The sequence below is a fragment of the Cupriavidus sp. GA3-3 genome (assembly GCF_000389805.1).
GTDB classification, from domain to species: domain Bacteria; phylum Pseudomonadota; class Gammaproteobacteria; order Burkholderiales; family Burkholderiaceae; genus Cupriavidus; species Cupriavidus necator_D.
This window is the reverse complement of sequence record NZ_KB944479.1, coordinates 157,123-178,886: the sequence shown is the minus strand read 5'-3', so window position 1 is coordinate 178,886 and position 21,764 is coordinate 157,123. Positions and strand designations below refer to the sequence as shown.

18 protein-coding genes and 3 pseudogenes are annotated in these 21,764 nt (G+C 63.4%); 12 read left to right on the top strand and 9 right to left on the bottom strand.

Annotated elements, in window-relative coordinates; all coding sequences use genetic code 11:
• Positions 1–15 precede the first annotated feature (15 nt).
• The 3 genes from C265_RS16345 (at position 16) to C265_RS16335 (ending at position 3,533) form a co-directional block, all read left to right on the top strand.
• The gene (locus C265_RS16345) at positions 16–810 is read left to right on the top strand and encodes an alpha/beta fold hydrolase (protein ID WP_010811924.1); all 795 of its coding nucleotides are present in this window, start codon (positions 16–18) and stop codon (positions 808–810) included.
• A 14-nt stretch (positions 811–824) separates the two neighbouring features.
• Complete coding sequence (locus C265_RS16340) at positions 825–2,339, top strand: carotenoid oxygenase family protein (protein ID WP_010811923.1); 1,515 nt, start codon at positions 825–827, stop codon at positions 2,337–2,339.
• A gap of 87 nt (positions 2,340–2,426) precedes the next feature.
• Positions 2,427–3,533, top strand: coding sequence for a porin (locus C265_RS16335; RefSeq protein WP_010811922.1), 1,107 nt, complete (start codon positions 2,427–2,429; stop codon positions 3,531–3,533).
• On the opposite strand, the gene C265_RS16330 is transcribed toward C265_RS16335, so the two are convergent.
• Positions 3,524–3,943: an arylsulfatase-activating protein gene (locus C265_RS16330; RefSeq protein ID WP_010811921.1), complete on the bottom strand. Its 420-nt coding sequence runs from the start codon at positions 3,941–3,943 to the stop codon at positions 3,524–3,526. The genes C265_RS16335 and C265_RS16330 overlap by 10 nt on opposite strands.
• A 20-nt stretch (positions 3,944–3,963) precedes the next feature.
• On the opposite strand from C265_RS16330, the pseudogene C265_RS16325 reads away from it, so the two are divergent.
• Positions 3,964–4,638 (top strand): annotated as a pseudogene (locus C265_RS16325) (branched-chain amino acid aminotransferase); the annotation flags it as partial.
• Here the strand turns inward: C265_RS16325 and C265_RS32225 are convergent.
• A complete protein-coding gene (locus C265_RS32225; RefSeq protein WP_246840215.1) occupies positions 4,553–4,942 on the bottom strand; it encodes a helix-turn-helix transcriptional regulator in 390 nt (129 codons plus the stop codon). The pseudogene C265_RS16325 and the gene C265_RS32225 sit on opposite strands and share 86 nt — an antisense overlap.
• Positions 4,943–5,171: 229 nt before the next feature.
• On the bottom strand, positions 5,172–6,197 hold the full coding sequence (ltrA, locus tag C265_RS16320; RefSeq protein WP_010811918.1) for a group II intron reverse transcriptase/maturase: 1,026 nt from the start codon (positions 6,195–6,197) through the stop codon (positions 5,172–5,174).
• Here ltrA and C265_RS16315 point away from each other — a divergent pair.
• The 4 genes and pseudogenes from C265_RS16315 to C265_RS16305 all read left to right on the top strand — a co-directional run bounded on the left by C265_RS16315 (position 6,173) and on the right by C265_RS16305 (position 9,098).
• The gene (locus C265_RS16315) at positions 6,173–6,502 is read left to right on the top strand and encodes a DUF5372 family protein (RefSeq protein WP_371258356.1); all 330 of its coding nucleotides are present in this window, start codon (positions 6,173–6,175) and stop codon (positions 6,500–6,502) included. The two genes, ltrA and C265_RS16315, sit on opposite strands and share 25 nt — an antisense overlap.
• A 52-nt stretch (positions 6,503–6,554) precedes the next feature.
• Entirely contained in the window at positions 6,555–6,887 is a 333-nt protein-coding gene (locus C265_RS16310; RefSeq protein WP_037024435.1) for a DUF6788 family protein, read from the top strand.
• 136 nt (positions 6,888–7,023) lie between these two features.
• Positions 7,024–7,296, top strand: a pseudogene (locus C265_RS32910) (recombinase family protein); the annotation flags it as partial.
• A gap of 53 nt (positions 7,297–7,349) precedes the next feature.
• Positions 7,350–9,098 (top strand): recombinase family protein, encoded by a 1,749-nt coding sequence (locus C265_RS16305; protein WP_246840214.1) that lies wholly within the window; start codon positions 7,350–7,352, stop codon positions 9,096–9,098.
• An 8-nt stretch (positions 9,099–9,106) separates the two neighbouring features.
• Here the strand turns inward: C265_RS16305 and C265_RS16300 are convergent, their stop codons facing one another.
• Entirely contained in the window at positions 9,107–9,367 is a 261-nt protein-coding gene (locus C265_RS16300) for a reverse transcriptase (protein ID WP_081645130.1), read from the bottom strand.
• A gap of 697 nt (positions 9,368–10,064) precedes the next feature.
• Here C265_RS16300 and C265_RS32675 point away from each other — a divergent pair.
• Positions 10,065–10,351 (top strand): annotated as a pseudogene (locus C265_RS32675) (aldehyde dehydrogenase family protein); the annotation flags it as partial.
• Between the two features lie 64 nt (positions 10,352–10,415).
• On the opposite strand, the gene C265_RS16285 reads toward C265_RS32675, so the two are convergent.
• From C265_RS16285 to C265_RS16270, 4 genes are all read right to left on the bottom strand, one after another.
• Positions 10,416–10,736 carry an FmdB family zinc ribbon protein gene (locus C265_RS16285; RefSeq protein ID WP_010811911.1) on the bottom strand — a complete coding sequence of 107 codons (321 nt, stop codon included), beginning with the start codon at positions 10,734–10,736 and terminating at the stop codon, positions 10,416–10,418.
• A 103-nt stretch (positions 10,737–10,839) separates the two neighbouring features.
• Complete coding sequence (gene fmdA / locus C265_RS16280; protein WP_010811910.1) at positions 10,840–12,072, bottom strand: formamidase; 1,233 nt, start codon at positions 12,070–12,072, stop codon at positions 10,840–10,842.
• A gap of 116 nt (positions 12,073–12,188) precedes the next feature.
• Positions 12,189–12,701, bottom strand: coding sequence for an AmiS/UreI family transporter (locus C265_RS16275; protein WP_010811909.1), 513 nt, complete (start codon positions 12,699–12,701; stop codon positions 12,189–12,191).
• A 341-nt stretch (positions 12,702–13,042) separates the two neighbouring features.
• The gene (locus C265_RS16270; protein ID WP_144062251.1) at positions 13,043–14,209 is read right to left on the bottom strand and encodes a LuxR C-terminal-related transcriptional regulator; all 1,167 of its coding nucleotides are present in this window, start codon (positions 14,207–14,209) and stop codon (positions 13,043–13,045) included.
• Positions 14,210–14,554: 345 nt separating this feature from the next.
• Between C265_RS16270 and C265_RS16265 the strand changes: the two genes are divergently transcribed.
• A complete protein-coding gene (locus C265_RS16265; protein ID WP_010811907.1) occupies positions 14,555–17,293 on the top strand; it encodes an ATP-binding protein in 2,739 nt (912 codons plus the stop codon).
• Positions 17,290–18,600, top strand: a complete 1,311-nt coding sequence (locus C265_RS16260) for an EAL domain-containing protein (protein ID WP_010811906.1) — start codon at positions 17,290–17,292, stop codon at positions 18,598–18,600. Before C265_RS16265 ends, C265_RS16260 begins: the two co-directional genes overlap by 4 nt.
• Before the next feature lie 754 nt (positions 18,601–19,354).
• Here C265_RS16260 and C265_RS16255 read toward each other — a convergent pair.
• Positions 19,355–20,095, bottom strand: a complete 741-nt coding sequence (locus tag C265_RS16255) for a FadR/GntR family transcriptional regulator (protein WP_037024528.1) — start codon at positions 20,093–20,095, stop codon at positions 19,355–19,357.
• 375 nt (positions 20,096–20,470) lie between these two features.
• On the opposite strand from C265_RS16255, the gene C265_RS16250 reads away from it, so the two are divergent.
• On the top strand, positions 20,471–21,718 hold the full coding sequence (locus C265_RS16250) for a branched-chain amino acid ABC transporter substrate-binding protein (protein WP_037024433.1): 1,248 nt from the start codon (positions 20,471–20,473) through the stop codon (positions 21,716–21,718).
• The last annotated feature ends 46 nt before the right edge of the window (positions 21,719–21,764 follow it).

Below are 21,764 nucleotides of genomic sequence, written 5' to 3'. Positions count from 1 at the left end.
CATCCATCGCAGACCATGACCGAGACACGACTCCCCGACTACAGCGTCACCGGCGACGGTGACACCACAGTCTTCCTGCTTCACGGCGCCTTTGGCGCGAAAGACTATTGGCGCGACCAGATCGCCGCGCTGGTCGCCAACGGCTACCGCGTGGTGGCCTGGGACGCCCCCGGCTACGGCATGAGTCCGCTGCCCGATCCGTTCAATGTGGACGTTGCCGCCGCCGCGCTGGTGCGCCTGATCGACGCAGTCGGCGGGCGACGCAACGTGCTGCTCGGCCACAGCATGGGCGGCATGATTGCCCAGGCCGCGTTCGACCTGCGCCGCGAGCGCGTGCATGGCCTTGTCCTGTCGGCGACCAGCGCCGCGTTCGGCAAGGCCGACGGTGAATGGCAGCAGAAGTTCGTACGCGACCGCGTGGCGCCGCTTGATGCCGGCAGGACCATTGCCGAGTTCGGCCCGGACATGCTGCGCAGGATGATGGCGCCTGGCGCCGCTGGCCCCGGTGTGGCCCGCGTCATCGATGTGGTCTCGGCCATGCGGCCAGAAACCTTCCGCGCCGCGATTCATGCCATTGTCGGCTTCGACGGCCGCCACATCCTGCCCCGTATGCAGGTGCCGGTGCTGTGCATTGCCGGCGAGCACGACCTCTCCGCCGCTCCGCCTGCCGTGATGGAAAAACTGGCCGCCCGACTGCCCCATGGCGAGTTCGTCTGCATGCCCGGTGTCGGCCATTTCGCCTGGGCGGAACAGCCCGAGGCCTTCAACGGGCACCTGCTCGATTTCCTCCAACGTCGCATCGGCGACTGACTCTTGTTCCGACCATGAAAACCATCAGCTTCCACGCCAGTCCCACCATCGTCTGGCCGAACGAGAACCCCTACCTGAACGATGCCTGGCGTCCGGTCGACACCGAGTGGACCGCCACCTCGCCCGACCTGGAAATCATCGGCGAGATCCCGCGCGACCTCAGCGGCCTGTACGTTCGCAACGGACACAACCCGGTGCATGAGTCTATGGGTCGCTATCACCCGTACGACGGCGACGGCATGGTGCACGCCATGGCCTTCCACGGCGGCAAGGTCCAGTACCGCAACCGCTGGGTGCGCACGGTGGGCTTCCTCGCCGAACAGGCGGCCGGCAAGTCGCTGTGGCCGGGCATCATCGAACCGCGCAAGGCCGCGCTGCGCGGCTGGGGCTCGATCGGCGCCATGAAAGACAACGCAGGGACGGACATCATCGTCCACGGAGGCAAGATCCTGGCGGCCATGTCGCAGTGTTCGGAGCCGTACCGCATGTCGCCGTTCAGCCTGGAAACCACCGGCGTGGAGCCGAACTGGGCGCGTGCGCTGTTTCCGCGCGGCATTTGCTCGCACTTCAAGGTCGACGAGCACACCGGTCACATGATGTTCTTCAACTTCGGCGAAACCCCGCCCTACATGAACTACGGCGTGGTGGACCGGGACAACCAGCTCATCCACTTCGAGCCCATCGACCTGCCCGGTCCGCGCTGGCCGCACGACCTTGGCATGACCGAGAACTACTGCGTGCTGCATGACTTGCCACTGTTCTTCGATCCGGAACGCCTGCGCCAGGGCTCGCACAGGCTCGGCTTCTGGCGTGACGTTCCGTCACGCTTCGGCGTCATTCCACGGTTCGGCAAGAACGCAGACGTGCGCTGGTTCGAAGCCGAGCCCTGCTACGTGCTGCATCTATCCAATACCTTCGAGGACGGGGACGAAGTAGTCATGGACGGCTGCATCCAGACCAATCCGCTGCCCGACCTTTCCGGCCTGCCGACCGAAGGCTACGAGCGGCTGAAGGCCATGCTGGACCTACACCTGCAGAAGGCACGCATGCATCGCTGGCGCTTCAACCTGCGCACCGGGCAGACACGTGAGGAAGATCTCGACGACCAGGTGACGGAGTTCCCGATGGTCAACGGCCTGCACAACGGACGCTCGTACCGCTACAGCTACAACGCGATTCCGAGCAAGGGATTCTGGCTGCTCGAGGGCCTGAAAAAGTATGACCTGCTCACCGGCCAGACGCAGACCTACATGCTGCCGCAAGGCTGCTACCTCAGCGAGGCGCCCTTCGCGCAACGGCGTGGCGCCACTGCGGAAGACGACGGCTACCTCGTCACGTTCCTGACCAACCTCAGTACCGGCAAGGGCGAGTGCGCCATCTTCGATGCACGTGACATCACGCGGGGACCCGTCGCACGGATCGTGCTGCCGCAACAGGTGCCCACCGGCGCGCACGCATTCTGGGCCACACCGGACATGTTGCCCGGCTTCGACGCCGGCTTCGAGGCTGCCCTGCAGGGCAACTACTGAGCCAGTCGGCGCGCCCCGGCTGCGCGCCGGCACCGCGGCAGGACCCGCAGAGGTCCAGCTAATCCATTGAAAGGACGGAGACAACCCATGCAATCCCTCACCCGCGCCGCTGCGCTGGCCTTGCTCTGCGCACCGGCACTCGCCAGTGCACAGACCACCATGCTGGTCGGCGGCCAGCTCAAGCTCGGCCTCGACATGACCTCCATCAGCGGCTCCGGCCGCGCAGGCGGCACGTCCGCCCGCGCCTACCGCGAATCGAACAACACGAGCTTCTGGTTCATCGACGGCAAGGAACAACTGGCGCCGGGCCTGAAAGCCCTGTATCACCTGGAATGGGACTTTGCGCTTGACACCGGCGTCCAGGGTGCCGGCCGTACGTTCTACGTCGGCTTTGACGAAGAACGCTTTGGGCGCCTGAAACTAGGCCGCCAGTCGGTTTATTTCAGCCACCATTGGTTCATCAACGACACGCACGGCTCATTTGATGCAGCGCCCAATGCCGCCAACTCGCTCAATGTGCTCGGCACCATCAACGGCGCCAATTTCGCCGGCAACTTCCTGAACAACACGGTCCGCTACGAGTTTCCGATCATCGCCGGCTTCTCGGGAATGGCATCCTACTCCTTTGACGCCGAACAGCCGGGCGCTGGCCGCAACCATACCTGGTACGTCAGTCCGACGTACACCAACGGCGGCTTCAAGGCCGGCTACTTCCACATGCAGCGTGACAGCCAGGGTACCTTGCCGCTGCAGACCGTCGGCTCGCTGGACCAGACGGCCGACAAGCTGGCCATTGGCTACACGTGGAACGGCTTCCGCGTGGGCGTCGTGGTTGACCGTAACCGCGTGACCAACCGTGCAACCAATCTGCGGCAGGACCGGATTGCCTACGCCGTCCCGCTTGGGTACAGCTTTGGCCCGCACTTGGTCGCCCTGACTTGGGGGCAGGCGTTCTCGATGCACGAAAACGGCAATACGGTAGATGACACCGGCGCAAAGATGCTCTCCATCAGCTATCAGTACAGCCTGAGCAAGCGCACCACACTCGATGTCTCTTATGTGGAACTGCGGAACGAGCGTAACGGGCGATATAACTTCTGGGTTGGCGGACTGACGTCAGGATCCCAGCTGTCGACGGCGAACGCGGGGGCTCATGCTCGAATGGCCTATGCGGGCATCAAGCATCAGTTCTGAAGACGTTCGACATGGGCAATCAGGCTCGTCCCGCTCGACCGGGCACAACGAACCTGGCGCCCTCCGCGCTGACTGATGGTGGCGGTCATATTATTGCCAAACTGGGGCACCAACACCGCGCCACCGAGTCCGGTCTGGCTGACATATGCCTGGTTGTCCTGCCCATACTGCCCGACGAGCGCCCGGTTGTAGGCACCGTTCTTGACATCGACACGATTGCCGTCAAGGCCAATGGCCCGGTCCGCCGCGCCGGGCAGGCGTTCGACCACGGGAATGAACTGGATATGGCTGATGCCGTGGGTCCGCATGAACTCGTAGACCCGCAGTGGCTCGGCTGCGCTGCGGCGGTTGACGCACGCCAGCACGTTATAGCGGACGCGATGCGCCTGGAGTTTCCCGAGCGCACGCATCACCAGCGCGTGAGTCGGCTAGCCTCTACCTGCGCCCGTTCATGTTCGCGTCGCAGAGTTTTCTCGGCGTGCGCGCGGCGGCCGAATATATATTCTGCGTGATCGCGTGCCCGGTCGGCCCGTATTTCAAGGCCGGCAAGTCGGCGGTGACCGTATGGGTTTCGGATCAATACACGCGCGCGGCCCCTGGCGGCACCGGCGCGGCCAAGTGCGGCGGCAACTACGCGGCCAGCCTAATCGCGCAGACCGGGGCCTCGGCCAAGGGCTGCGACCAGGTGGTATTCCTTGACGCTGCAGAGCACCGCTGGATCGAGGAGCTCGGGGGCATGAATGTGTTTTTCGTGATGGATGACGGCTCTCTGCGTACTCCCCCATTGACAGGGACAATCCTGCCGGGCATTACCCGCGCTTCGATCATCGAACTGGCCGGGCACGAGGGTATTCCGGTCAACGAACCACCATACGACTTCGAGACGTGGCGCACAGATGCAGCCAGTGGACGGGTTAAGGAAACCTTCGCCTGCGGCACGGCCGCGGTCGTCACCGCCATCGGGCAGGTGCGTCACGCTGGTGGAGAGTTCACGATCGGCAATGGTGGGGAAGGCGAAGTCACGCAACGCCTCCGTTCGTTGCTGACCGGCATCCAGCGCGGCAAGACCGCCGACCCGTTCGGATGGGTTCATCACGTCGATTGAGACCGGCGTGTTTGACATCAGCGGCATGCGGAATCGGAGGCCAGTGCGCGCCGCGTTGATTCGGTTTGACGTCTATCCCCGCCCACCTGGGCGGTCCGGTTAATTTCAACAAAGCCAGTCTTGGACGCATGGGCCGCAGCCTCTTCGAGCCAAGTGCATGCGCCTTGGGCACGACCAGCATCGTCAAACCCAGCCCGTCCAGCACCCGCAGAGCGTGCTCGAGCTTGACGCCTTTGCCGTTCTCCAGCCTGGACAGCATGCCGACAGCGACGCCGCAATGCCTCGCCGCCTGGTCTATGGGCATCCCTTCCCCTGCCCGGGTGGCTCGAATGCGGTCGCCCAGTTGATGAAGGGTGCGAATCGTTGCGCGCGAAGGTGAGGTAGGATCAGGTAGGGGTCGCGGCATGGAGGCCCGTCCCGTGAAACAAGCAAGCCAGCGTGGAGGCTGCTGACCAGATTGTCGAGTAGCGCAAGGGAATCGCACCCTCACGCCCTCACAGATCCGGACATGAACCTCTCGATTCATCCGGCTCCTATCGTCCAACCGTGCGCTCCATGGCCCAGTGCGCAAATAAGCCTGGCTGCCGAGACTTGACGTCTTTCAGCCATGCCGCTGCACGCACCTTCCGACCGCGGAGGTGTTTGTATTTCCGTTGGGCCCAGCGGACTAGCGCGGCATCGACCGCAAGCAGCACCTGCGCCAGCGCAGACCGATAAAATCGACCGTAGTACTGAATCCAACCCCGCAAAGTCGGACGCGTTCGGTCCGCCAACTCAGCCAGACTCAGGTCATAGCGGTGCAACACACTACGGCGACGCATCTCCTGCCGCATCGCTTTCGCAGCCTTGTTGCTCACTGCAGGTACGAAGCCAACCCACAGCTTGCCCACCCGATTTCTGACACTTCGCGGCCTGAACGTATAGCCCAGGAAGTCGAACTGACATAGCGGATAGCTTGCATGCCTGTTGGCCTGCTTGCAATACACGATCTTGGTCTTCTCTGGATGCAAATCCAGCTTGCATTCGGCCAGCCGCGTCTCTAGCCCCTGCTTGAGCAGCCGCGCCTGCGCTTCGCTCTTGCAATGACAGATGACATCATCGGCATAACGCTCGAATGGCACGTCCGGATGATGCTTCTGCATCCACCGGTCGAACGCATAGTGGAGGAACAGGTTAGCCAGCACCGGACTGATGACACCGCCTTGCGGCGTGCCCTTGTCCGGGTACTCCACGGCCCCGTCAGGCATTTGTACAGGTGCCTTGAGCCAGCGCTCGATGTACAGCAGCACCCACGCGCAGTCTGTGTGGCAGCGCACCGCGCGCATCATGAGTTCCCAATCGATACTACCGAAGAAATTCTTGATATCGAGGTCGAGCACCCACTCGTACTCCCAGCATCGCTGCCGGGTGACGCTCAGCGCTTGATGCGCCGATCGTCCGGGGCGATACCCATATGAGTCGCCGTGAAACACCGGTTCCACGAGCGGCTCCAGGTATCGTTTGACCACCGTCTGAGCGATGCGATCGGAGATCGTTGGGACGGTCAGCGCGAACTGCACAAGCGCTCAACGAGCATTTGGGATGGGCTGAGATCCGCCATCCGTTTCATCCGCTCCGAGGCCAACGTTTTCCGGTACTGAAGACGCGCCGGGTGGCGGGCGTCGACACATTGCTGCTGGGTCATGTCGAGCGCGGCAGCTTCAGCATTGCCCGCGAATGGACCGACTGGGGCGCGCCTGCCGTCGAAGACGATTGCGAGATCCCTGTGTCTCGCTTCGATCTGGGCATGCTGCTGGAGCTGATCGCGTTAATCGATCAGCTTTCCGCTTCGTCCTCCAAGAAGTCATCAACCAAAGGAGCTTGATCAATGCATCACACTGATCTACTATCAGACCAGTTTTTTACATGGTCTGACAATGGAAGATATTTCATCGTCCGCTTTACGCAAGCGCCGCGCGCAATTGCTCAAGCAAATGCCGGCATTGGACACGCTCTTGCGGGGCTCGCTCATCGAACGCTACAAGCGCTGTGGCAAGCCTGGCTGCAAGTGCGCCGATGGCCCCGGTCATGGCCCCAAGTACTACTTGTCGGTGAGTTTTCCCGGGCGCCGACCACAAATGGACTACGTGCCACAGGCCGATTACGCCGAGGTCACCGAACACCTGGCGAACTATCACCGGGTCCGCGAGATCATCGAGGAGATCTGCGAGATCAACCGCGAACTATTACGCCGCCGCGAGGCGCTATAAGGGGCGCCGGTGAGCCAGTCGCCGCTGTCGCTCACCAACTCCATCGACCTGCAATCGGCCGGCGTACTCATCGCCAACATGCTCGAAGCCTGGCTCACCGCAGAGCCCGCGCTGGAGTTGACCGAGGAGGCCGTCGATGAACACCAAGATCACCCCCCAACATCAGAGCAAGCCGGCGTACATCTATATCCGCCAATCGACGCTGGCCCAGGTGCGACACCATCAGGAGAGCACAGAGCGCCAATATGCATTGCGCGACAAAGCGCTGGCATTGGGCTGGCCACAATCGTCGATCCGGATCCTGGATCGGGACCTCGGTCAGTCAGGCGCGCAGATGACGGGCCGCGAGGATTTCAAGACGCTGGTGGCGGATGTCTCGATGGGGCACGTGGGCGCCGTGTTTGCGCTGGAAGTCTCGCGCCTGGCGCGCTCGAATCTGGACTGGCATCGCCTGCTCGAGTTGTGTGCACACTCACCCATACGCTCGTCATCGACGCCGATGGCTGCTACGATCCGGGCGACTTCAACGACGGTCTGCTGCTCGGTCTCAAAGGCACAATGGCACAGGCCGAACTTCACTTTTTGCGCGGGCGCCTCCAAGGCGGCAAGCTCAATAAGGCGCAGAAGGGTGAGTTGCGCTTTCCGCTGCCAGTTGGCTTGTGCTATGACGATGAGGGTCACATCGTCCTCGACCCCGATGACGAGGTTCGCGGCGCCGTGCAACTGGTATTTCGTCTATTTGAAGAGACCGGCAGCGCATACGCAGTCGTCAAGCGCTTTGCCGAAGATGGGCTGCGCTTTCCTAAGCGCGCATACGGCGGTGCCTGGGCAGGTCGACTCATCTGGGGGAGCCTGAGACACGAGCGCGTGCTCGGTTTGATCCGCAATCCCTCGTACGCGGGCATCTATGTCTTCGGCCGTTACCAGTATCGCCGACGCATCACGCCACAGGGAGAGGTCCATCAGCGCGTGCAGCCGGTACCCAAGGCGGACTGGCGCGTCCATCTGCCCGACCATCACGAAGGCTATATCACGCCGGAGGACTTCGAGCGCAATCAGGCGCGACTGGCGCGCAACCGAACCAATGGCGAAGGTTCCGTGCTCAGCGGTGCGGCGCGTGAAGGATTGGCGCTGCTGCAGGGGATGCTGATCTGTGGCTGCTGCGGTCGGGCGCTGACCGTGCGGTACCAGGGTAACGGTGGCCTTTATCCGTTGTACCTGTGCAATGCGCGCCGCCGCCAGGGTCTGGCGACAACCGATTGCATGAGCGTGCGCAGCGACCTGCTCGACAACGCGATCGGCGAAGCGATGCTCGCGGCCCTGCGGCCAGCCGAACTCGAACTCGCCGTGACCGCCCTGAACGAACTCGAGCAACGGGATCACGCCATCATGCGTCAGTGGCATATGCGCATCGAACGCGCCGAGTATGAAGTCGCTCTTGCCGAGCGTCGCTATCAGGAATGCGATCCCGCCAACCGTCTGGTCACGGGCACCCTCGAGCGGCGCTGGAATGACGCGATGCTTCGCCTCGAAGCGATCAAGACGGAAGCCGCCCAGTTCCAGAGCCAGAAGGCGCGCGTTGCCACGCCCGAACAGAAGGCCGAGATCCTCGCACTGGCGCGCAATCTGCCGCGCCTCTGGCGTGCTCCGGCGACCCCGGCGAAGGATCGCAAGCGCATGCTGCGACTGCTCATCCGGGACATTACGGTCGAGAAACTGCCCGCAACGAGACAGGTGGTCCTACACGTGCGTTGGCAGGGCGGCACCTGTACCGACACCACCGTGACTTTGCCCAAGCCGGTCGCCGACGCGGTGCGCTATCCCACTGCAACCGTCGAGCACGTGCGCAAACTGTCGCAACATTTGTCCGAGCCACAAATCGTTGCGCACCTCAATCAGGAAGGCCTGCGCAGCCCAACTGGCAAATCGTTCACGCTCGCCATGGTCAAATGGATCCGCTACCGGTACGGGATTGCGGCGACCAACTTCATGCGGCCCGACGAACTCACGGTCCAGCAACTCGCTCACCGACTAGGCATCAGTCCACACGTCGTGTATTACTGGATTGAGCGCCAGGTGGTCCACGCTCGTAAGCTCGACGGGCGGGGTCCATGGTGGATCACGCTGGATCCCGTCAAGGAACAGCAACTGCGGGACTGGGTGCGCACTTCAGGGCATCTTCGGGGGCAACATTCCCACACTCAACTGTGAGAGGTGCATTATGAGATCACCGTCGGTATCCCCAACGGCCTCGTTCCCGCACCTCCCGCTTTGGGTATGTCAACCCGCAGCACCGGCGGCGGCATGTAGCTGCCGGAGGACATCCGATTCCAGATCCGATACAGATTGTTCTTCAAATCCGCCTCGAATTCCTTCATCGACTGTCCATCCACGCCCGCCGCCCCACGGTTGGCCTTCACCTGCTGATATGCTTCCCACACCTCACGTTTGGAAATACAAAACGGTTTTGCTTTATCCATGCGGGTCCTCCCCTTGCGGGTTGCCCGCAGCACAAAGCCAGACGATGGCGCCCCTTCGGTCCAGCCCCATTACAGGACCTTCAGCCCTACTACGGACGTCTCCGCCCCTGTGCCCCGCATCGGTACTCTCATCCTTGCGGAGGCCTTCCGCTTGGATTTCTCCCTTCGCATCGGGACGACAGGTTCCCAAGTTCCTTACTGAAGCCTGAGTCAAAGTCACGCCACCTATATGCCGGATGCCGAGTGGGCCGTCAGCAGGCATCGCCCAAACTTGTCCCGGAGCATGAACCCCCCCCGGTTTTGACATCGATTATCACTATTACGACACGTCATCAGCGGTTCACTCGCGTTCGTCTCTTTGACTCCCACCTGCCGGGGTTCCCCCCGACTTTTCCAACAACGCTCACCACGAGGGCTCTTTACCCACGCAGCTTGTGGCGGTTTGAAGCCTGCTCCTGCAAGCCGACTTCGAGGGGCCGTCCCTCATCTTCAGTAAAGCACCGCGAACATCGGTCACCTGATGCTCACGTTCTTGGCACACATTTCATGATAGTGAAATTATCACCGAAACGAGATTGGCATATCTTCTATGCTGCGGGGGAACTGCGTCATTCCAGCAGCGATTGACGGTTGCGGGTAAAGCTTGGCGATTAATTGCATTTAAATTTCGGCGTAACGGCTCCATGCGGCAGACAGCATCGCAGCGATCGTGCCGTGGAACACGCCGTGCATGATCACCTGCTGGAAAATCGGCCCGGCGCCTGGCGGCGGGCTGCTCCGTGGTGCTGAAGCCTGCCGCGGAAACCCTGCAGTCCGCGCTGCACCTTGCCGCGCCGTGCAAGGAAGCCGGCTTCCCCAACGGCGTGCTGAACGTCGTGACCCGGCGCCGGCGAGGTGGTGGGCTGCGCGCTGTGCGAGCATCCCGGCGCGTATAAGGTCACCTTCACCGGCAGCCCCGAGGTCGGGCGCGAGGTCCACTCGGTCAAGTTCATCTTTTCCATGCACCTAATTCAGTCACAAACGGGTGCTTTTTCAATGACGCAATGGACTAGTGGCTGATCATCCACGGCCGCGTGCCGGGAAAGGACTTGGCCGCACCCTTGCCAGCCAGTGCGGCGCTTCCCGCCGAGCAGCCGCAGCCGGGCCCATGGCGATGTCCTTGGGAACTGACCGGCGCATGGGCGCTGCGCTCGTTTCCGGCATGCGCGACGCGCCGGGCCGATGGCATCAGGGCCAGCATCGTCGCCGTGACCAGCCGCCGGGCTTCCTGCCCGCAGCCAGGGCAGCATTGTGGCGCGTCGCGTTCGTCGATGCGACGTACCGCGCTGAAGCTGCCGCACTCCGCGCACGCGTATTCATAAATGGGCATTCGGGTCTCCGCTCGGTTGAGATCGGCCGGCGCGGCCCGTGGGAAGACGGGAGTCCACGCCGGCCGCCGCTGCTTCAATCGCTTCAGCACACGTCATGGCACGTCAGGACACGTCGGGCGACAGCAGGACATCGGCACCTCCCTTGATATGCACGGTGGGGCCGTTGGCTTCCGGCCGGATATCGAAGTCGAAGATCTGTGTCGGTATCCAGAGCGTGGCGCAGGAGTTGGGGATATCCACCACGCCGCTGATATGCCCTTGGACCGGCGCCGTGCCCAGGATGGTGTAGGCCTGCGCGCGCGAGTAGCCAAACTTGGTCAGGTATTCGATCGCGTTCAGGCAGGCCTGCCGGTAGGCGACGTTGACGTCAAGGTAGTGCTGCTTGCCGCCTTCATCGACGGAGATGCCTTCGAAGATCAGGTAGTCGTTGTACGTTGGCGTGATCGGGCTGGGCTTGAAGATGGGATTCTTGATGCCGTACTTCGCCATTCCGTCCTTGATCACGTTCACCCGCATATGCACCCACCCGGCCATCTCAATGGCGCCGCAGAAGGTAATCTCGCCGTCGCCCTGGCTGAAGTGAAGATCGCCGACCGACAGCCCCGCGCCGTCCACATACACCGGGAAGTACACCCGCGAGCCGCGCGAGAGATCCTTGATGTCGCAGTTGCCGCCGTGCTCGCGCGGCGGGACGGTACGCGCGCCCTCGGCCGCCGCCCTCTTGCCGGCGTCGCCCTGGAGCTTGCCCATGTGCGCGGTCGCCGCGAATGGCGGGTTGGCCAGCGGCGGCACGCGGTCGGGGTCGGTCTTGATCAGACCCACCTCGCGCTCGTTCCAGGTCTGGAGCAGCTTGGGGTCGGGCAGGCAACCGATCAGTCCCGGGTGGATCAGCCCCGCGAACTCCACGCCGGGAACGTGGCGCGAGGTAGTGTAGACGCCGTGAAAATCCCAGATGGACTTCTGCGCAAGCGGGAAATGATCCGTCAGGAATCCGCCGCCGTTCTGCTTCGAGAAGAAGCCGTTGAAGCCCCACTGGCTTTCCTGCTTGGCACCCACGTCGAGCAGGTCGACCACCAGCAGGTCGCCCGGCTTGACACCATGCACGCCCACCGGCCCGGACAGGAAGTGAACGATGGACAGGTCGATGTCCCGCACGTCGTCGGCCGACTCGTTGTTCTTGATGAAACCGCCGGTCCAGTCGTAGGTCTCCAGGATAAATTCGTCGCCTGGATTGACCCAGCAGGCCATCGGGATATCTGGGTGCCAGCGGTTGTGCACCTTCTCGTTCTCGTACGCCGACTGCGCGAGATCGACCTTGATAAGGGTATCTGCCATCTGCCTGTCTCCTTGGTGTGGGTCCGGTCAATCGCCGGATTACGGCCGTTAACCATGCAGCCGTTATGGCTGCAGCCTGAACCAGCTTCATTGCGCGGTTGCCGCTCCGTTGCTGTCTATTTGAATGATTCGCTCAGCAGCAGATAGCCTGGCAGCCAGCCAGTCGCAATGCCTGCCAGCACGGTGGCGACACCGGTGAACTTCAGGATCGGGCGCTGCATCGCCAGCAAGAGGAAATACAGGAACCACAGGACGCCCCAGCCGACCCAGCACCAGGCGAACCAGACGTCCCAGACGGAGCTGGCGTGGCGCAACGCGTCGATGGCAACGGGAATCACCGTGACCGAGACGAACAGGCTGAACCAGCCCAGGCCGCGCCCGTCCGCGCCATTGAAGCGGTTGAGCGCCACCCACAGATAGGTGAAGGTGAACAGTAGCGTCAGCGCGCCGGCCTTGATCGATGCGCTATCGGCCTCGCCACCGAAGATGAGCCGTAGCGACACCAGCATCGTCACCCCGCCGGCGAAGATATTCACGACCCAGATCTCGCGGTCGCCAATTTTGCCGAGCAGCCATATGCCGTTCAGACACAGTACTGCTCCGACGTACAGCAAGGTCAGGCCTAGCATGTCGAGTCTCCCCCGTGAAATGGTTTTGTTTTAATAGGTGCTCGTGGTTTTTGATTTTTGGGCAAGCGCGATGTAGATGCCATTGCGCGTCCGGTCCCGATGCCCTGGCGCCGCGCTTTGCTGCGTGGTGTCGGATCAACTATATGCAGGGACGGGTGGATGCGAATCCTTCACGGCGAGGATTTCCGTCTCATCCAGCTGGGTGAGTCGATCTCATCCAGCCACATGAGGCGACGGCGCAAGCGGGCACGAAGCCAGCGTGGCAAATTGCAATGGGTAAGGATGGTGTGACAAGAAAAGTCCTGCCGCCGAAGCGCTCCGAGCGTACAGCGAGGCAGCGTTCAGGCGGGCGGACAGTGCTGGGCGTGCAGGCGCACCAGCTCCATCTGGCCATGCGTGTTGGTCTTCTGGAATATCTGCTTGAGGTGGCTGCGCACCGTGTTCTCGGAGACGTGCAGCACCTCGGCCAGGCTGGCAATGGAATGGCCGGCAAAGACCAGCGCGTTGACCCGCGCCTGGGCCTCGCTCAGCTTGAACTGGCGTGCGAACAGGCAGTCATGGTGCGCGTGCTCCGTGCCCTGCCGGCGCGCGCTGACCACCACCACCGCGCGCTCCTCGCCGAAGCCGGTGCGCAGGGACGCAGCGGCGGGCTGCAACGTCAGCGTGGTGGGCAACGTGAAACCCGGCGCGCAGACCGACAGGACCTGCGTCGGCACCAGCGTGGCATGGGCCGCGTGCGCATCGCGCATGTCGCCCGCGCCGCGAGCCAGCCCGGCCAGCATCTCGCGCAAGGCGCGGTGGTCGGTCGGCATGACGGCGGCAAGATACTCGCCGTCCCGGTACAGGCCGCTGCCCTGCCCGCAAAGCGCGTGGGCGCTGCGGTTGCAGTAGACGATGCGCCCGTCCTGCTCCACCAGGAAGGTAGCGTTAGGATGGCCGTCGATGATACGCATCAGCGCCTGGCTCAGGTCGGCGGCGCTGTGCCGCTGCCAGCGGTTCTCCAGCGATAACGCCATATGCGCCAGCAGCCCGCGGAATTCCGCCTTTTCCTTCGCGCCAAAACGCCGCTGGTCTTCGCGCCGGTACAGCTCGAGGAAGTAGACCACGTCGGCCTCGCGGGCGACTACCCCGCACAGGCGATGAAGATATTGGTGGGGCCGCAGCAGCGCATGGTAATAGTCCGTCCTGATCAGGTCGCTGCTGCTGAGCATGTCGTCGCCGCCGATCACCTGCAGGGGCTGATAAGCATGGCTGGACAGGAACCAGGGATTGCGCGGCGAGTACTCCGCGAAGGTGCGAAAGAACGCCGCATCCTCCGGCGCGCCGTACAGCACCGCGCCCTGCCCGCCGGCCAGGTGCCGCCGCGCCAGCACGGCCGTCCCCGCGGCGAATTGTTCGCGCACCAGCGCAATGACACCGCGCCACCCCTCGTCGTCGCGCGCGGCATGGATACGGTAAACCAGCTCGCCGGCCCGGGGATCGGCGCTATCGGTATTCTTGGGGGGCAACCGCGCGTCCTCCATGGCATTGGGCCCAGTGGATTCAGGCAGCTTTCGGGGATATGCCGGCTGCCTCGGTCTCTTCGATATAAGGATTGCCGGCAAGTGTTTCCGCTGCCCCCCTAAAAGTCAAGATGCGCACCCTGCTGCCGCGCAGCATTCCTGCTGCACGCCGTCGCTGAACCCTCCTCCTGCCGCACGCGTACGCATGTCATTGCGCGGGGGCCGGATTCAGTCAATAATCGAAGCGCTCGCCGGCAACCCTCCGCCTCGATTCGCGTCCATTCACATCCATTCGACCTAAATCGCATACACCTCCCCGGGCCCGCATCGCACTCGACGCACCACCACGCCATGCGCATCAAACGAGAATATCAATCCTGGGTCGCGAACGAGACCCTGGAGGATTACGCGCTGCGCTATGCGGCACGCTCCTACCGGCGGTGGTCGCCGTTCACGCTGGCCAACACGGCCATCGGCGGCGTGTCTTTCCTGGCGCTGGAAGCGATAGGCGCAAGCGTCACGCTCAGCTTCGGCTTCCAGAACGCATTCCCGGCCATCCTGCTGGTTTGCCTGCTGATCTTCGTGATCGGCCTGCCGGTGGCCTACCACGCCAGCACAGCCAGCGTGGACATCGACCTGCTCACGCGCGGCGCCGGCTTCGGCTATGCCGGGTCCACGATTACCTCGCTGATATACGCGTCCTTTACCTTTATCTTTTTCGCGCTGGAATCGGCCATCCTGGCCCAGGCGCTGACCATTGCCACCGGCCTGAACCTGACCGTGGGCTATCTGGTCTGCTCGCTGGTGATCGTGCCAATGGTGTTCTTCGGCGTCACCCTGATCAACAAGCTGCAGATGTGGACGCAGCCGCTGTGGGTGCTGCTGCTGGTCCTGCCCTTCATCTATATCCTGCGCCACGATCCCGGTGTGCTCGAACGATGGGCCGCGTTCACTGGGCGCGACGGAACGTTGCCGGCGTTCAACGTGCTGGCCTTCGGTGCCGCTACCGGAGTGCTATTCTCGCTGATGGGGCAGATCGGCGAGCAGGTGGACTACCTGCGCTTCCTGCCCGACCGCACCGCGAAGAACCAGTGGAGCTGGTGGAGCGCGTTGCTGCTGGCAGGGCCCGGCTGGATCCTGATTGGCGGACTCAAGGTGCTGGCTGGCAGCCTACTGGCCGTACTGGCGGTGCAGGCCGGCATGGCCGCCGGTCAGGCCATGGAACCCATGCACATGTACGTCTGGGCGTACGGGCAGGTCTTCGACCGGCCCGAGGTGGTGCTGGCGGTGGCGCTGCTGTTCGTGCTGGTCTCGCAGATCAAAATCAACGTGACCAACGCCTACGCGGGCTCGCTAGCCTGGTCCAATGTGTTCGTGCGGCTGGCGCACTATCATCCGGGCCGCGTGGTCTGGCTGGTGTTCAACGTCTTGATCGCGCTGTTGCTGACCTTGCTTGGTATCTTCAGCACGCTGGAGGCCGTGCTCAGTGTCTATTCCAACCTGGTGATCGCCTGGCTCGGCGCGCTGGTGGCCGACCTCGTCGTGCTCAAGCCCCTGGGCATCAGCCCGCGGCACATCGAGTTCCGGCGGGCCTGCCTATACGCCTTCAACCCGGTGGGCTGCGGCGCCATGCTGATCGCCTCGAGCGCCAGCATCGGCGCCTACTCCGGCCTGCTCGGGCCCCTGGCGCAGGCCTATTCGGCCTTTATCGCGCTGGGCGCGTCGTTCGCCAGCGCCATCCTGATCGCCTATGCGACCGGCGGCCGCTACTATATCGCGCGGGAGGATCCGCACTACCGCGACCACCAAGCCGACGAGCCGATCCGCTGCTGCATCTGCGAGCGTGACTATGAAGCACCGGACATGGCGCACTGCCCCTTCTACGAGGGGCCGATCTGCTCGCTGTGCTGCGGCCTGGACAACCATTGCCACGATGTCTGCAAAGAACCCGGCACCGCCTCGCAGACGCAGGCATCGCCGCGGGCAAGCAGCTTCCTGCGGATACTGCCGCCGCGTTTCCTGCGGCGGCTGGTGCGCTTCCTGGGCCTGTTCGTGATCGCCGCTGCGGCCATGGGTGCGGTGTTCCTGCTCGCCTACCGGCTGCTCGGCGAGGGCGGCCCGCCGTCCGCCGGCGGACTCGGCGACCTGCTGCTGCGCGTGTACTCGGCCACCCTGCCCCTGCTGGCATTCGGCGCTTGGTGGATCGTGCTGTCGCATGAAAGCCGCGAACTGGCGCAGGCCGAACTGATGGAATCGCTGCGGCATCTCGAGTCGGCGCGAAAGGGCCTGGTGGAAGCGGAGAAGATGGCATCGCTGGGCGGGCTGGTGGCAGGCGTTGCGCACGAGATCAATACGCCGGTGGGGATCGCCGTCAGTGCCGCCTCCTACCTCCAGGATCGCACCAGCGCCATCCAGGCGCTGGTGGCGGGCGGCGGGCTGACGCCGGCGGAACTGCAGCGCTACCTGGCGGACGCCGCGCAATCCGCCCGGCTGCTGCTGTCCAACGCAAATCGCGCGGCGGAACTGGTGCAGAGTTTCAAGCAGATGGCGGTCGACCAGACCGGCGAGAAGCGGCGCAGCTTCGATCTCGGCGACTATATCCGCGAGACCGTGTTCAGCCTCGACCCCAGGCTGCGCGACACGCGGGTGCAGCTGCAGATCGACTGCCCGGCCGGCATTGCCATAAACGGCTATCCCGGCGCGATCGCGCAGATCCTGACCAACCTGGTCATGAACTCGCTGGTGCACGCATTCGGCAGCGGCGAGGCCGGCACCATCCGCATCGCCGCGCGGCTCGCTCCCGGCGACGAGGTGGTGATCCGCTACGCCGACAACGGCAGCGGCATTCCGGACGCCCTGCACGAGAAGATCTTCGAACCCTTCTTCACCTCGCGCCGCGGCAAGGGCGGCAGCGGGCTGGGCCTGCACCTGGTCTATAACCTGGCCACGCAGCGCCTGGGCGGCACCATCGCGGTGGGCAATGGCGAGCCCAGGGATGGTGGCGGCACCGTCTTCACCATCCGTATGCCGCGCGTCGCGCCCCCCACGAAAGCCACCATTCCGATCGCGTCCGCAAAGAGCCCATCATGAACACATCCTTGTCCATGCCCGCGTGGCAGGTCCTGCTGGTCGACGACGATCCCGACGTGCACGAGATCACGCAACTGGTGCTGATGGACCTGACTTTTTCCGGGCGCAAGATCCAGTTCCACAGCGTCTACTCCGGCGAGGAATGCAAGGCGCACCTGGCCGCGCATCCCGACACGGCGCTGGTGCTGCTCGACGTGGTGATGGAGACCGATGACGCCGGCCTGGCGACGGTACGCTACATCCGCGAGCAACTGCGCAATGCGGACCTGCAGATCGTGCTGCGCACCGGGCATCCCGGCCTGGCGCCGGAACGCGAGGTGATCACCGGGTACGAAATCAACGGCTACTTTCTCAAGACGGAACTGACCGCGCAAAAGCTGACGTCCGTGGTCATCGGTGGCCTGCGCACGTACCAGTATGTCAAGGCATTGCAGCAGGCCAATGCCCTGCAGCCCGAAGGTAGGCCGCTTGCTGCCCACCACGCGCCGGACCTCTCAAGCGCTGCGGCAGCCAGCGACGCCGGCGTGGAAGCCGCCATCGAACAGAGCCTGCGCAGCGGGCAGTACCGTCTGCAGGCGGTATCCCAGTTCGACCTGGGTTGCGCCGCCATTGCGGCGATCGCGCTGCTGCCGGAGTGGCCGGTGCCGGATGGCTGGATGCCACATACCGAGATCGCCGGCAGTATCCGCCGACCCGCACTCATTACCGAGATCAACGCCGCGCTGCTGCGCCGCGCCTGCGAATTCGCGCAAGCCTGGCACGCGGACCCGCAGGCCGCCATGTCCGGCCCGAGCCGCGTCAGCGTTCCCATCCTGCTGCCGCAGGTGGCCGGCGCAGAAGTGTCCGCGCTGCTGGCCTTACCGGAGCTGCTCAGGCAGTACCTGCGCGAGACAGGCCAGCCGGGCAATGTGCTCGACCTGCAGTTGCCCATCACCATGCTGGGCACGGCCACGGAAGCCGCCCGCCTCGCCTGCGCCCGGATTCAGGAGCAAGGCGCGTCGGTCACGCTGGCGGACGTGGGCAACACGCCCATCTCCCTGGCGAACCTGCAGCGCCTGCTGCCCGACCGGCTGCAGATTCCGCTTGGCTATGTGCGAAACGTAGCAGCCGACGCCAAGCGCGCCGCCATCGCGCGCGCTGTGATCGCGCTGGCACACACGCTCGGCATGCAGGTACTGGCCAACGGCTTGGCCAGCACGGACGAACTGCAATTCTTCAAGTGGGAGGGCTGCGACCACGGGCAGGGAGACGTGCTCGGCGCGGCGTGGGAGACGACTGAGTGGATGAAGGCGGTCACGCGGAAGTAGGGATGGCACAGGCTGCGCCCCCTGGGTCCGGGTTGAAATCTGAAGAGCGTTAAGTATGGTGTTTCTAACTACGTCCGCAGCACCGAATTGACCGTGTGAGCGTGGCCAAGTGAGATCGATGAGCGATTCCCCCGAATTCGACGCGAGATTCGGTGTGAGCAAGGACGTTATCGCCCGTTTCGGGTCGTCGGCCAGAATTCCGGCGCATTCACCGCTTGGCACCTGTTGCAGATCGCCATTTCCGCCAATGGCGGTCACAATTTCCGCCAATATCGAAATCTCAATGCGTAGCGTACATGGCGGGAGCGTATTCAGCCTATGGCCAGGGACTTGGCAGACACCCGTGTGCGGATCCAGCCAATCCCGCTTCCAGCGAGGTGAGGTAACGTCGAAAGGATTCAGAACAAGGCAGTCGAAGCAGTATGGGAGCTGATCTCGGTCTGACACCCAAGCCATAGGCGTTTGAAGTGCTTCGAGCCTTGGGATATCAATATGAGTCAGTAGCGCAAGGCGGCACAGTGCCTGCTCGTTCATCGGGGGGAATAGGAGCCAGCCTGTATTGGTCAACGCGGGAAACGCACCAAGGTCGCCAATCTGCCACAACTGGTCACCACTGCTCTGATACCTTGCGGTCAGGCGACCGAGCCAACCGCCAAACGCTTCGTCATCGAAGGGGCGCGGAGCAACAGGCCAAGGCCTGACACCCTCAAGAGAGCAGAGCAAGGTTCGCGCTGCATTCTCTATGTCTGTTCTATTAGCTCCTCAGATACATATTGAGCCGCTCGGCCGCATTGCGCAGGTGAAGTTCCGCCGCTTCGGCAGCAAGCTGGGCGTCGCCCGCAACGATGGCGTCGTAGATTTGCTTGTGCTCCTGCTGCACGGCCTCGACGAGGTCGGCGTGATTGACCTTGGTGTTGCTCCTGGCCTGGCGGATCACGCGCCGCGCACCATGCTCCAAGTGAGCACTCAGCGCCTGAAAATGCGGGTTATGGGTGGCGTCGACAATGGCCTGGTGAAAGGCGAAATCCTCTTCATCGCCGAGCCGGTCGTTGGCGATCTCATACTCCATGCCGATCAGCGCCCGGCGAATCCGCTTGAGATCATCAGGCGTGCGGCGCATCGCCGCGAAGCGGGTGGCGGCAACCTCGATGGTGACCAGCAGTTCCATCACCATCTCGAGCGAATCCTTCTCGTCGATCGCCACGTCCTGCATGCGGAATGCCTGTCGCTGCGTTCGCTCGGTCACGAATACGCCGCTACCCGCCCGGGATGTGACAAGTCCTTCTGATTTCAGTTGCGACAAGGCCTCGCGCACCACCGCGCGGCTCACCGAGTACTGCTCGCAAAGCACGCGCTCGCTCGGCAGCCGGTCGCCCACTGCGATCGTCCCCGACTGGATCGCCTGGGTTAGGCGCCGCGCGATTTCATCGGGCAGATGTTTCGCTTCGGGCTGGAACGTGTTGCCCTCCGTGCGTTGGCTGTTCGAAGGTGCCATGGCCGACACGGTCTTGCTCACAAGGAACTCCCCTGCGCGCCCGCTGGCGCATCATGTTGAAATTGGTCTTACAGGTCAATGTATCACGTCTTGCGGTGGTTGCCATCTCGGACATGCGAGACGCTGGCGCTCTGCTTGAGGAGCCCCCCTGTATATCGCCAAATAAGGGCTGGCTGCTCCACGATCCGTTCTGATCCTTGCTGCAGGCGGCTTCCCAGGTTAGGCGTAAACCCTCGGATGAGTCGTGACGGTTGACGGCCACCGGTCATCTCCCTATAGTAAACCTGTCTGACCACTTTTTATAGCAGTCAGACCAGATTGCCGCCGCGACGACAGCCGCGACGACAGAGGGCCTAAACAAGAAAGGAGACATGCATGTGCGGTAGCCGTATTTCCCGTCCATTGCTGGCAGCAGCGGCATTCTCGCTGCTGGCAGGCGCCGCCGTGGCGGCCCCGGTAAAGATTGCGCTGGTCGAGACCTTGTCCGGGCCGCAGGCGTCGACCGGGCTGATGTTCCGCGCCGCCACGCGCTATGGGATCGACAAGATCAATGCCGCCGGCGGATGGAACGGCGAGCCACTTCAGCTGCTCGAGTATGACAACCAGGGTGGTCCGGCCGGGGCCGCAGACAAGCTCAAGGCCGCCATCGCCGATGGCGCGCAGATCGTGATCCAGGGGTCGTCTTCGGCGGTATCCGGCCAGATCACGGAGGACGTGCGCAAGTTCAACCTGCGCAACCCGGGCAAGGAAATCCTGTACCTCAATGCGGGCGGTGAAGCCCTCGAGCTCACCGGCGAAAAGTGCCACTTCTACCATTTCCGCTTTGCCACCAACGCGCAGATCCGCGTCAAGGCACTGGTGAGTGCCATGAAGCCGTTGAATGCACTGGGCACCCGCGAATACTCGATCAACCAGAACTACTCCTGGGGCATCGACATGGAGAAGGCCATCGCGGACTACGCCAGCGCCGGCGGCTATGCTGTGGTGGAGAAGACCTTGCATGATGTCAATAAGGTGCAGGACTTCTCGCCCTACGTGGCAAAGATCGCCGCGGCCAGGGCCGATACCGTGATTACCGGCAACTGGTCCAACGACCTGCTGCTGTTGATGAAGGCAACCAAGGCGGCCGGCCTGAAGACGCGTTTTGCCACGGTCTTCCTCGACCAGCCGGGCAACCTCGGCAACGCGGGCGACGTGGCGCTCGGCCACTACGTGGCGCACCCATTCAATCCCGAAGCGGGCGGTGCCGAAGGCGAGCGTCTGGCCAACGACTTCAAGGCGAAGGAAGGCCATATGCCGGTCTTCATCGAACCCCAGACGATCTTTGCCATGCAGATGCTCGGCGAGGCGCTGAAGTCGGTGAAGCCGGACAACGGAAAGCTGGGCACCCGCACGCTGGCGCTGGCACTCGAGAGCGCAAAGATCAAGACTTCGCAGGGTGAACTGAGCATGCGCGCGGCCGATCACCAGGTCCAGCTGCCAATGGTGGTCTCGGTGGTAAGCAAAGACGCGCGCTTCAAAGTCGACGGCACCAGCATGGGCTTCAAGCCAATCAAGACCTTCACCGCCGCCGAGGCTTCAACGCCGCCGCAGGCCAGCTGCAAGATGCAGCGCCCCGTCTGATCCCGCAACACTCGTAGTGCTACCAGCCTGGCGCCTTCGCGGCGTC